This is a genomic window from Acinetobacter sp. ANC_7634 (assembly GCF_056779875.1).
In genome coordinates, this window is sequence record NZ_JBWYIT010000005.1 from 26808 (window position 1) to 39186 (window position 12379).

The 12379-nt window shown below is 39.7% G+C and carries 9 protein-coding genes; 7 read left to right on the plus strand and 2 right to left on the minus strand.

Annotation, left to right across the window (positions count from 1 at the left end):
* Position 1 precedes the first annotated feature (1 nt).
* Positions 2–3664: an exodeoxyribonuclease V subunit gamma gene (locus tag AC1M9A_RS07055; protein WP_481609938.1), complete on the minus strand. Its 3663-nt coding sequence runs from the start codon at positions 3662–3664 to the stop codon at positions 2–4.
* Positions 3665–3851: 187 nt separating this feature from the next.
* Here AC1M9A_RS07055 and AC1M9A_RS07060 point away from each other — a divergent pair, with 187 nt between their 5' ends.
* On the plus strand, positions 3852–4364 hold the full coding sequence (locus AC1M9A_RS07060; RefSeq protein WP_481609939.1) for a hypothetical protein: 513 nt from the start codon (positions 3852–3854) through the stop codon (positions 4362–4364).
* Between the two features lie 64 nt (positions 4365–4428).
* On the opposite strand, the gene pap is transcribed toward AC1M9A_RS07060, so the two are convergent.
* Complete coding sequence (gene pap / locus AC1M9A_RS07065) at positions 4429–5883, minus strand: polyphosphate:AMP phosphotransferase (protein WP_481609940.1); 1455 nt, start codon at positions 5881–5883, stop codon at positions 4429–4431.
* 195 nt (positions 5884–6078) lie between these two features.
* Here pap and AC1M9A_RS07070 point away from each other — a divergent pair, with 195 nt between their 5' ends.
* From AC1M9A_RS07070 to hisIE, 6 genes are all read left to right on the plus strand, one after another.
* Positions 6079–6789, plus strand: a complete 711-nt coding sequence (locus tag AC1M9A_RS07070; protein ID WP_481596132.1) for a DUF8198 family protein — start codon at positions 6079–6081, stop codon at positions 6787–6789.
* Between the two features lie 224 nt (positions 6790–7013).
* Positions 7014–7958, plus strand: a complete 945-nt coding sequence (ubiE, locus tag AC1M9A_RS07075) for a bifunctional demethylmenaquinone methyltransferase/2-methoxy-6-polyprenyl-1,4-benzoquinol methylase UbiE (protein ID WP_035264034.1) — start codon at positions 7014–7016, stop codon at positions 7956–7958.
* A gap of 19 nt (positions 7959–7977) precedes the next feature.
* Positions 7978–8634, plus strand: coding sequence for a ubiquinone biosynthesis accessory factor UbiJ (locus AC1M9A_RS07080; protein ID WP_481596131.1), 657 nt, complete (start codon positions 7978–7980; stop codon positions 8632–8634).
* A 19-nt stretch (positions 8635–8653) separates the two neighbouring features.
* Positions 8654–10273, plus strand: a complete 1620-nt coding sequence (locus AC1M9A_RS07085) for an ABC1 kinase family protein (protein WP_481596130.1) — start codon at positions 8654–8656, stop codon at positions 10271–10273.
* Positions 10274–10331: 58 nt separating this feature from the next.
* Complete coding sequence (locus tag AC1M9A_RS07090; RefSeq protein ID WP_481596129.1) at positions 10332–11417, plus strand: patatin-like phospholipase family protein; 1086 nt, start codon at positions 10332–10334, stop codon at positions 11415–11417.
* 91 nt (positions 11418–11508) lie between these two features.
* Entirely contained in the window at positions 11509–12291 is a 783-nt protein-coding gene (hisIE, locus tag AC1M9A_RS07095) for a bifunctional phosphoribosyl-AMP cyclohydrolase/phosphoribosyl-ATP diphosphatase HisIE (protein WP_481596128.1), read from the plus strand.
* The last annotated feature ends 88 nt before the right edge of the window (positions 12292–12379 follow it).

A 12379-nucleotide genomic window follows, 5' to 3' on the forward strand; every position in this document is an offset into this window, starting at 1 on the left:
TTTAAGCCTCCGATTGATACATATATATCGGCTGATATAAGACATAAGCAAACTGATCACACGCTTGTTTTAATAAGTGCTCAGCATCTAAATCCTGTAAAATATACTGCCAATCTCGGTGCAAATGACTTTCTTCACTGTCATTTAAACTATAACTCAGAAAGGCATCGCTTTTATTCCACTCATTTAATAGCTTATCGAAGTTATTTAACTGCTGATGACCCTCTTCATCAGTGACCCATTCTAATGCTTTTCCATCTACAGCAAGTTTCATCAGCAATGCTGCAGGTAAAACGAGAGGCTCTATTTGGGCTTGTTTATATGCCTGAATCCATTGAGAAAGCATATCCTGAGCTTGTTTCGTCGTCAGGCCAGTACACATGATGGTTTTATCGCTAAAGATTTGGATGCGCTGCATTTCAGTTGCAAGGTGATCTGGTAAGTCTCGATAACTTAACCAAAGTAAGTATTCTAACCACACATGTGCTCGTCGTTGTGCGCGTGCACTGGATGTTGAAACACTCACCCAACTCGTCTCATCCCCTTGAGGAACGGTCACTTGAAGCTGTATATCATCTATTGCTATGACGTGCTGAGTGATTTTGGTCGGCTCATCAACATAGCACTTTTGCCTTTTTAATAACTGTTGATGCTCTAACAGACTCATTTTCAAACTGACTTCTTGTAATTTGCCGACAGGAAGCTGGTCACTGAGTAATTCAGTCTGAAGCTTCGAAACATTTGGCTGCTGTTGTAAAAAGTCACGAATAGAGTATCGCGCCAATCCATCTAATAACAACGGCTCATTCACCTCAGGTAAATCCTGATCCTTTAAATTAGATACGCCCAAGGTTTTTAAATAAAGACGCGCAGGAAAACAGATATCTTTGATCCATTGTTCAGCATCCAAGACCATGATGTCCTGATTCAATTCAAGCGTGGTATTAATCCAAGCCTCTCTATGACCACGTTGATCCTGACGATTGAGGTTAGAAGCCACGGCATACCATTCATCTTCATAGCGCTGATGCTGTTGCTGAAAACCATCAGGATCAAAGGGTTGCAAAGGATGTACCGTGTAGAGTGTGCTCAAATTCTGATGAACTTGAATGCCATCAATATCAATGAGAGGATTCGAGGAAGATTGATCTGATGTTTTTATGATCCACGCGAGATGTTGGAGTAATTCCTGAACACTACTCGATGGATCTCGTACTTCACCATCGGCTACATCAAAACCATTATAGAATAGCCAGAGATTATCTTTGGCCAATAACAAAGCGTCTAAAAAAGCACCTTGATCATCATCTAAACGTGATCGATCACCAATCATGGGCTTGAGTAAATCCATTAAATCAAAAGGTAAATGACTCTCCCGATTTGGAAACTTCCCCCCATCTAAATTCATCATGACAATTAACTTATACGGTATTGGCCGAATCAAACCAATTTGACTAAATGTAATTTGTCCAGTTGGCAATGCATAATCAAGTTGCGATTCAAGGGTGCTTTGGATTTCAGTCAGAATATAGCTCAAGGGCAAACGTATGTTTTTAAGAATGGCTTGATCATGTTCTTCATAGAAATTTGCCAGCGTTAGCATTCTTATTTGCTTTTGAATAATCTCTTTAATCATCTCTAACGAGCTTACACCAGCGCTTTCAAACTCATTAACTTCTAAAATTAAACGATTGAGCCAAAATTCAACATGCTCTGACGTCTCTTGTTCATTTTCGATTTCAATCGTCGTGAGCCAATCTCGACGCTCTGTAAAGTGCTTATAAATTTCAATGAGCGTGGCGATTAAGTGAAAATCACCCGAGCCCACTAGATGAGAACTTAAGGTCTCCTCAAACATCGCATGAACTGGAACAGCCACACCCAGCGCCAAACGATCTAAGGCATACTTAAAACTAAACCGATAGTCTTGATCATACTCCGCCAATGTTTTTTGCAGATGTTGTTTATCCAAACCTCGTCGAAATCCCGCTTGTCTTAACAAAAATAAGATGCGCTCAGTACCATTAATGTCTAAGCAATATCTCACTTGGGTCGCTGCTAAGTTCAACCAATCAGCAAAATCATCAATGGTAAATCGACTTTGTATCAGTTCAATTCGCCCTAACACTGAACGCCATGCCAATACTGTATCTAACTGCGTGATACCAGCTAGCTTTACTGGCAGATAAACACCTGTTGCAGTATTTTTTTGCGGAAACACACTCCGTATCAAAGGCTCAATTTGTTTCAGATCAGGCGCGAGCACTAATATATCACTCGGACGGCGTGGTGCTTCTGCTGTTGACTGAGCAAGCCATCGGGTCAATTGATCTTTTAAGACTTCAAGCTGTCGTACAGCGGAATGACAAACATGAATGTGGATTGAATCGTCTGCTGGATCTAATACATAACTTTGAGCTTGAGGTTCAACCAAATGTAAAATATCTGATTGCAATTGGCTCAGTAAATGCTGCGGTGCTTCATCCACAAAAGCATCTATCCATTGCCCCTCATCACCTGAGGAAAGGTTAGACAACAGAGAAAAGTGATCACGTGCCTGCTTGCCCATTCGTGTTAATAAGGGATGTCTGGACTCACGTGCCAGCCCATTAAAGCTCAGACTAAAATTCTCAAAAAACTGCTCAACTTCATTATCAGCTGGTTTTCTTTGATGCTTTTGCTGAAACTTTTCGATATATCGCTCTTTGAGCTTTAAGTCATATTGTTTTTTCCAATTCGGATCGACACTATCTGCCCAATATTCTTGCGAGGGATTGTAATGCAAAATCAACACATCAATGTACTGACCCAAACGGCGTAAAAACTGTAATTGACTTGGTGGTAAATCCAAGAGTGTAAAAACGATCAGTTGCTGCGGTAGTTTTTTGAGGGCTATTTTCTGTTGCTGTTCATCACGAAGTACACCCCAAAAATCATGATCAATACTTTGCATTTCAACAAAGTCTTCATGAAAAATATTGAGCCATAACCAACGTTGCCAAGCCTCTAATTGTTGTGCCTGCGAAAATTTAAAACTGGAATCTTGATCGTTTAAATATTGTAATTGTTGTTCAATATTGAGTGCTTCATTACGCCCCCATACCTGAATCCAATTTTCAGGACAACGACAATCATATTCACATGCTCGGCGACAATCTGCTCGATAAATCATGTAATTGCTGAACAATTTTGACACTTGATCAGACACCCAATACAACATGCTCATCTTTTTTCGATATTGTTCATTTGACTGTTCAATACGTGCTGCGCTGTCATAGATACGTGTGATTAATGGGAATAAAGGATGTTCAACCTCAAGCTGATTATGCACACGCTGTATAAAAGGTTTGAGTGCTTGGAAAATACGCCACTTCATAATCAGACGTGGAATATTCGCTTTACGTACTTTATCTTTGTCACTCAAAATTTGCTGGTAGGCATACCATTGAAAGCCACGAATACGTTGATGGAAAAATGTATTTGCACTGATGCCTTGGTGCTCAGATAGCCGTTGGGTTAACCACTCTTGCATTGCCGCAGAAGGCACCACAAAATGTTGTTGCTGTAGGACTGCAAATGGGTTGTTCGTGGGACGCTTTTGAGTTGTGATGATGCCTTGTACCAAAACTTCAATGCGCTGACTTTGAATTACATGAATTCCCATAAGGTCCCTTTCACCATACAACGAACACGTTATGAAGTTGTGTGAACAAAATCATAAACATAAATTACTATACATCTTAATCTGACTATGTCACTTTTACTTTATGACTTTAATAAAACTTTCATCTCGCGCTATGTTCATCATGTGATGGATCGAGAACCATAGACTTTGATTAGGTGATAAATAAATGAAACTTGATAAAATTCCAGAAACAATCGACCCAAATTTAAATTTAGAACAAATTCGAGATGAATGTCTTGATCTCGTCAAAAAACGCTCTTATGTTTCAGCAGGTGTTGCTGTCATTCCTGTGCCCTTTTTAGATGTTGTGATTGACGTAGGTATGTTGTCAATTTTAATTCCAGAAATTAATGCTCGCTTTGGCTTAGCTCCTGAACAAATCAGCGTCTTTGATCCTCAAACCAAAAAAATCCATTGGAACGAACTACGCAAACGCGGTTTCGAGTTTTCTGGTCTAGTCGTGGCTCGTACTGCCGCTAAAGCTTCGCTGAACAATATGGCAGCCAAAGTGTTGACCAAGCAAGTGACTAAGTTTATTCCATTGGGCGGTTCAATTATTGCAGCTAGCTTGGGTTATATTGTCATGAAAAAAGTGGCTGAGGCTCATGTTGAAGAAAGCTATAAACTTGCCAAAAGCATTCAACAAAAACAACAAGCAAATGTTGTGAAATACGCTTAACCCATAAAACCTTATACGTATAAATAAAGCCCTGTAAGGGCTTTATTTATACCTCTCACCAGCTCTAAACATCTACTTTTAATTGTTTCAAAATTGCCTTCAAAATTTCAAGGCGTGCAGTATATTTATCATTGGTAGCAATGATATACCACGGCGCATCTTCGGTATTTGTTCGGTGGAGCATGTCTGCTGCAGCCAATAAATAATCATCCCAACGTTTGCGATTACGCCAATCTTCAGCCGTAATTTTAAAACGCTTATGCGGTGTTTCCTCTCGTGCTTTGAAACGATTGGCTTGCTCTTCTTGACTGATGGCCAACCAAAACTTAATAACGACTGTTTGCGTATCTACTAGATCTTTTTCAAAGCGATTAATCTCATCATATGCACGTTTCCACTCCACATCCGTTGCAAAACCTTCAACTCTTTCCACCAATACACGACCATACCAAGAGCGATCGAAAATCGAGATTTTTTCATCTTCAAGCAGTTTATTCCAAAAACGCCAGAGATAAGGCCGCGCCAATTCATACTTTTCAGGCGCAGAAATGTTATAAATTCCATATTCTCTTGGATCGAGCTTTTTCACAATACGCTTGATCGCACCACCTTTACCTGCGGCATCCATCCCCTCAAAAACGATCACCGTTTTTTGTCCTTCTGCGCGTAATGCTTCAGCGACCTTCTTGGTCAGTTTCTTGAGTTCAGCCTTATACTGATCTTTTTCAAGTACTGCTTCATTGGGGGACGTTAAAATTTCTGGGATATCCGCTTGATGCCATTTTTGGCGCATTTTTTGAGGATGATTTGGCAAATCTTTCAGTCGCGCTAATACAACTTCTGCGAATTTCTGATCACGACATACTTCATCTTCACAATCGATAATGACCCAGTCTTGGGTAAATTTTTGACGCAATCGTTGTACATTTTCATATTGTTTTTTATTGCGCCAATCCAGCCCATGCAATTTATGCCAACGCTGCTCCGAAGGTTCAATTTTATCTAAACGCTTCTGTAATGATTTCCACGATAAATCAAACCAAACTTTCACGACATCAACATGATTATTTTTTAAATCCTGCTCAAAGCTTTGCATTTGCTGCAAATAATTTTCGAACATGGTTTCATCAAATGGTTTTGAAACATGTAAGGATGTGGCTAAAAGATCACTATACCAATTTCCAAACATGACGATCATTTGTCCTTCAGCAGGAATATAACGTGCATAAGGTTGCCAATATGGGATATTCGGCTGAATAAGGTGAGGAGGGTCAGCTTTGACTTTCAAATATCGTGGATCAACCCATTCTCTTAATTGCTTAACCGATTCTCCTTTACCTGCTAACTCAATGCCACTTACCAACACCACTAAGCTTTTGGCATTTTTCTTACCACGTGTATCTTTGAGAGCATATTGCGCTTCAATTAAGTCTAAATTGATCTGATCTGCATCAAATATTTTGTTCTTATCTTCGGGTTGATCAGTATTTTTATCAAATTGTTGTTTTGGTTCAGACATAGCCCACTCAAAATTATTGTATTTTCGACAGTATACGCAAGGAACAGTATCAACTTAAATCTTCAGGTACAATTTATTGCAATTGTCTTTTCATCCATGACTGACCTGAAAGGTTTTATTTTAGATTTCAACAGTCATAGTCGAGCGTAATCCAACCTATTATGCTTTTTTCAGTCCTTTTAATTGAGCTAGAACATGTCCAAACTTGCTGCATTAGATCAACTTTTAGAACAATACAAACAACTCAATTATCATCAGGATCCGGTACTTAAACAAAGGTTAAATGATGCTCAAAATTGGCTAAAACAGCGCATACTTCACACACATGCTGAGTTATTCGCTGAAGACAAAAATAAGCTGATGGCTCAATATTTTATTAACCGTCTTTATGGTGGCCCTGAATTTGATGACCTAGCATTGCAAATCGAACGTTTACTAAAATACGCACACAAAGCTGAAAAAATCATTCCAGAAAATGCCATTAAAACTGGGTTAAAATCTGTAGGACTGGCGGTCTTGGCGATGCAACTGGATGAACAAGTTGCACAGTATTTACTCCAACATTATCCAAAAGACCAACCAATTACTGATGAAATGATGCGTGAAACTTTAGTGGCTTTAGATCAAGAGCAAGCGCGCCATGAACAACTCAATCTGTTGGATGAGCTCGGTCTGAGTCTGGACAAATACATGCGTTCATTCATCATGCACACAGCGTTTAAAATGTGTAAAGGTGCAGCAAGCAAATATAATTTTGAACTGATGTATGACTTTATTGGTGAAGGCTTTGTCGCTATGAAACCAATGAAATCGGCTGCGACCTTTATTCGGAGTTTTACAGAAAAAGAGCGAATCATTGTAAATAATGTCCACTCAGGGAAAGAAAATCCCTTCCAAATCGCTTAATTAGAAATCATTAGCAAAGATTCTGATCAGCCGAAAAAGCGTAAAAGCGTCTGGTCAGAATATCGAAAATAAAAGAACATCTTCTCATTTCATGGATGAAACTTCGCTTTAATTCTGTATATTATTCATATCAATTGCATAATCTAGACTGAAAAAAACTGAAGAATCTGTCATTATGCAGTTTAATTCAGATTTAATATTATTTGTGTTCAGGAGTGACTCGAATGTCTAATGAAAATCAACAGCCTCATGCTCAGGTTGAGCCGGCAAATAATAAAGACAACGTGAGTCCTTTTTTAACAGATCCATTACCAACTGGCGCACCTCAAGGTCAGCAACAATCGCTACAAGAGCAACTGACAGATACGCCAGTACATTCTTCAGTGCCGAAATATAATTTGCCACGTGGTGCGAATACTGGAAACGTTGGACCAACGACACACTTCGGTTATAAAACCGTAAATTCTGAAGAGAAAGCGCAAAAAGTCGCTGAAGTTTTCCATTCAGTTGCCGCGAAATACGACATTATGAATGACTTAATGTCATTTGGTATTCATCGTTTGTGGAAACGTTTTGCAATTAATATGTCTGGCGTTCGCCGTGGGCAACGCGTTTTAGATATCGCTGGTGGTACTGGTGATTTAGCGAAAGTATTTAGCCGTGAAGTTGGTCCTACTGGGCATGTTGTATTATCTGATATTAATGAATCCATGCTGAATGTAGGTCGCGACCGTCTGATCGACGCGGGTTGTACCAACGTTGATTTTGTACTGGCGAATGCTGAAACCCTCGAGCCTTTCGAAGACAACAGTTTTGATTTACTCACCATCAGTTTTGGTCTACGTAATGTAACAGACAAAGATGCAGCGCTTGCAGCAATGTATCGTGTACTTAAACCAGGTGGTCGCTTACTTGTATTAGAGTTTTCAAAACCAGTGTTTGAGCCTTTCTCAAAACTCTATGATTTGTACTCATTCACTGCTTTACCAATCATGGGTAAAATTGTGGCAAATGATGCTGAAAGCTATAAATATCTTGCTGAATCAATTCGTATGCACCCAGATCAACGCACATTGAAAAGCATGATGGAAAATGCGGGCTTCCAAAACTGCGATTATCACAATTTAACAGGTGGTATTGTTGCAGTTCACCGTGGTTTTAAACTCTAACCGCAGGTAGCACTTCGTCATGTGGTCAATCTTAGCACTGGGTGCAGTTGAAAAAACCATACATCATTGGATTAATTTGGATGCGATTACTCGTATCCAATTTAACCAGTTACAAGGGAAAATGCTTCGTGTTGTGATTGATACACCACAACTTTCCGTTGATGTGTTTTTTGATGAAAATAAAGTTCGTTTAGAACCAACAGTAACAGGTCATAGCACTCAACCCTCTATTTTCGAACAGCGGCCTTGGGAGCAAGCTCACAAGATTACTGAAGCAGATTCCACATTGCATGTTAATAATGTGGTCGACTTGTGCAAACTATTTCTAGCAGATGACATTGGCAATATCCCCGTTCAAGGTGACTATCGCCTTCTGCAAGACATTCAAAAAATTATACAAAATGCTGAGCCAGACCTCGCTTCGCAATTGAGTGATTGGATCGGACCTAATCTTGCAAGTCAAATCGGCAAGGTTCAATTAGCACCACAACATTTAATTAAGTCACTTCAATCTCATCTTTTTTTTGCGGAAGACTTTTTAAAAGAAGATACCGGACTATTCGCACCACGTTGGCAAATGGACGATCTTCTCCACGGAACTCGCCAGCTTAATCAAGATATTGATCGACTAGAAGCAAAAATTCAGCTTTTAAAATCAAAATTTAACCCTTCGTAGATTTCAGGTAATTGCATATATGATTCCGCACATTAGACGTTTAATCGAACTTTGGCGTATAGCTGCGCACTATAGACTCGACACGTTGGTTCCTGCGGAAGATATTCCTGCAAAGGTTCGCCCCCTGCTGAATCTTATACGTTTGCATCCTGCTGCACTTTCTAGTCGAGAACGTAAAAATCCTTTAAAGCTTAAAGAAGCTTTAGAAGAAATGGGGCCACTCGCAATTAAATTAGGGCAGCTCCTCTCTACGCGTCGCGATCTAATTCCACCAGAAATATTACAACAATTGGTGTTATTACAAGATCGTGTTAAACCTTTCGATCTTGGAGTGGCTAAGCAAAGAATTCAAGATTCGCTTAAAGCAGATGTTTCCACATTATTTGCGCGCTTCGATGATAAGCCGCTAGCTGCTGCTTCAATTGCTCAAGTACATACCGCTGCTCTTCACGATGGGCGTGAAGTTGTCGTGAAAGTAACTCGCCCGAATATACGTGCTCAAATTATTCAAGATTTTGAAATTTTAGAATGGCTTGGTCACTATTTAGAAAAAAGGCTAGAAGCTGCCCGTGCTTTACATCTATCAGAAATTATTCAAGATTATCGTCAAATCATTTTAAATGAACTCGATTTGACTCTTGAAGCCGAAAATACACGACGTATGCGCCATTATTTTACTGGCTCAAGCATGATGTATGTGCCTGAAGTATATATGGATAGTCCGGATGTAATGGTGGCAGAGCGTATCACTGGTGTGCCTATCTCAGATACTGCGACCTTTGATCGTTTAGGAATGAATCGTGCAGACTTAGCAGAAAAAGGCTTAACAATCTTTTTTACTCAAGTGTTTCGCGATAATTTTTTCCATGCAGATATGCATCCGGGTAATGTTTTCGTAGAAACGATTAATCCGCAAAACCCAAGATTTATTGCGCTCGATTGCGCCATCATGGGCGAGCTTTCCAAGCATGATCAAATGACGATAGCACGTATGTTGCTGGCAGTCATGAACAGTGATTTCATGCAATTGATTCAGATTGTGCATCAAGCAGGTTGGATTCCACCAGGCACGGATCAAGATGCTTTAGCACGTGAAATGCGTCGTACAGTAGGACCTATGGTTTCGAAACCGATGCATGAGTTAGATTTCGCAGGCATATTGATCCAAGTGATGGACATCGCTCGACGTTTTCATTTAGAAATCCCACCGCAACTGATGTTATTGCTTAAAACCTTAGTGCATGTTGAAGGCTTAGGTACAGACCTTTATCCTGAATTAGATATTTGGAAGTTAGCAAAGCCAATTCTAACGGATTGGGTTAAAGCCCAAATGAATCCTCAAAAAAATATTAAAGAATTAGGACAAAAAATCCCAGACTTGTTATTGGGCGCTCAGGATTTACCGACTTTACTGATTGACAGTCTTAACGGTTTAAAAAATCAGTCTGCATGGAATGCTAAACAATTGAATGAACTTCAAACGCTGCGCTTGCAAATGGAGCATCAGCAAAAGCGTAGTTGGATTTTCGGAAGTGTGATCGCAATTTTGCTCTCAATCGCGGTGATCGCACCATGGTTCATCTCCATGATTTTAATTGTGTTGGCATCTTTTATTGCCATTTGGCGTATGGTGAAATAAGTTCACTATTTCATGTCAAAACTTGCTACCTCAATAGGTTTTAGTCGCTGAATTGCTTATGACACATATCCTCAAGAACACTCAACCTTGCTTGAATATTCATGTAGGTTATAAAGCAAAACAGGTCATTGAAGAACAAGGTTTACAAGCCAGTGCGGTTGATTTTGTTCCTGGAGCAGCAGGTGGTCCTAAAGGTATTGGAATTCAAGGATTGGACCAAGCTGTTTTTGGTGAATTCTTTGCTCAAGCACCGAAAAAGCGAACTTTAATAGGCTCATCCATTGGGAGTTGGCGTTTTGCAAGTATTGCAGCGCATGGTGCACAAGCAGGCACATCCAAATTAGCAGACTTATATACCCATCTTGAATTTCGACCTAAGATGAATATTCTTGAAGTTGGAGATGTCTGTCGCGGCATGCTTAAAGCCCTCCTTCAAGGTAAAACCAATCAAATTATTGATCATCCCTACTACCATCTGGCTATTTTGGCAGTAAAGTCATCGAAAAAATTTCAAAGTGATCACCCTCTTATGCTGGCCCGTGCAGTCGCTGGCATTATCGGTCTCAATACTTTTTCGAGAGCTAAAATTGGGCACTTCATGCAACGTACAATTGCCCAACCACACAACGCTTCACGACTTTCACTCATCAAAAATGAATTCGAACACCTTGATTATGCGTTGACTGAAAAAAATTTAGAAGATTGGTTAATGGCATCTGCATCCATTCCATTTTTGATGCCGGCGGTCAGAAATATCGAAGGTGCAGATGTCGCTGCTTATCGTGATGGCGGGCTAATCGATTATCATATTGATCTACCTTTACCGAGTCATGGGATTGTCCTCTACCCTCATTTTACAGATCAAATAACACCTGGTTGGTTCGATAAGTTCCTCAAAAAACGTAGATCTAATGCTGAATATCAAGCACGAACCGTATTGATTTCACCCTCTGAGTCTTATTTAAGATCACTTCCTTTAGGACGTCTTCCTGATCGTAAAGATTTTACGCTGAAAGGGCTTGATCAAAAAAAGCGAATCGAGCTTTGGAAACAGTCTGTAGCTGAAAGTCAACGATTAGGTGATGCATTCTTAGAAATGATCCATAAGCAAAACTTTGAAGAATACATGCAAGATCTTAAATAAATTAATTTCTACTCTCCCCTACAAAGATTTATTCGCTTAAACTAATGACCTACAATTTTGTAGTGTCTCATTTAATTCTGGTGAAATCCTTATGAACAATACGCAATGGCTCGATGAAGTAAAATTTAACGAACAAGGTTTAATCCCTGCCATTGCTCAGCATCATCAAACAGGTCGAGTGTTGATGGTGGCTTGGATGAATCGTGAGTCTTTGGCACTTACCGCTGAAAAAAATCAAGCTGTTTACTACTCTCGTTCACGCAGCAAATTGTGGCATAAAGGCGAAGAATCAGGTCACTTCCAAACTGTGCATGAAATTCGTTTAGATTGTGATGCTGATGTGATCGTTCTTCAAATTGAGCAACATGGTGGCATTGCTTGCCATACGGGACGTGAATCATGTTTTTATCGCCGCTTAACATTAAACGGTTGGGAAATTGTAGACGCTCAATTGAAAGATCCGAACCAAATTTATGGCGAAAAGTCTGAGAATGCGCATAGTAAAGTGATGAATGCATCAACAGCTCAAGCTGAGCAAGTCGATGTATTACATTATCTTGGTCAAATGATGGCAGAACGTAAATCTGCAGATCCTGACTCTTCTTATGTGGCAAAGCTTTATCATAAAGGTCTCAATAAAATATTAGAAAAAATTGGTGAAGAAAGTTTTGAAACGGTAATTGCTGCTAAAGATTTCAAACAAGAAGCGACGCTGGATCACCAAAATGATTTAATTTATGAAGTTGCTGATGTTTGGTTCCATACCATAGTCATGCTGGGTTACTTCGATCTTGATATTCAACTCGTTTTAAATGAGCTTGCACGACGTCAGGGTCTATCAGGACTTGTTGAAAAAGCGAATCGCACGCATTAATTTACTCTTATAAAGCCATGTTCAAACATGGCTTTTTTATTTAATTCGGCTTTTTAAGTCGCCGAAGACTCCCCATCCAAAAAGAAAA

Bases quoted from the DNA above. Each gene is read 5' to 3' on its own strand.
- AC1M9A_RS07055 (WP_481609938.1), bottom strand. From the start codon at position 3,664: ATGGGAATTCATGTAATTCAAAGTCAGCGCATTGAAGTTTTGGTACAA.
- AC1M9A_RS07060 (WP_481609939.1), top strand. From the start codon at position 3,852: ATGAAACTTGATAAAATTCCAGAAACAATCGACCCAAATTTAAATTTA.
- pap (WP_481609940.1), bottom strand. From the start codon at position 5,883: ATGTCTGAACCAAAACAACAATTTGATAAAAATACTGATCAACCCGAA.
- AC1M9A_RS07070 (WP_481596132.1), top strand. From the start codon at position 6,079: ATGTCCAAACTTGCTGCATTAGATCAACTTTTAGAACAATACAAACAA.
- ubiE (WP_035264034.1), top strand. From the start codon at position 7,014: ATGTCTAATGAAAATCAACAGCCTCATGCTCAGGTTGAGCCGGCAAAT.
- AC1M9A_RS07080 (WP_481596131.1), top strand. From the start codon at position 7,978: ATGTGGTCAATCTTAGCACTGGGTGCAGTTGAAAAAACCATACATCAT.
- AC1M9A_RS07085 (WP_481596130.1), top strand. From the start codon at position 8,654: ATGATTCCGCACATTAGACGTTTAATCGAACTTTGGCGTATAGCTGCG.
- AC1M9A_RS07090 (WP_481596129.1), top strand. From the start codon at position 10,332: ATGACACATATCCTCAAGAACACTCAACCTTGCTTGAATATTCATGTA.
- hisIE (WP_481596128.1), top strand. From the start codon at position 11,509: ATGAACAATACGCAATGGCTCGATGAAGTAAAATTTAACGAACAAGGT.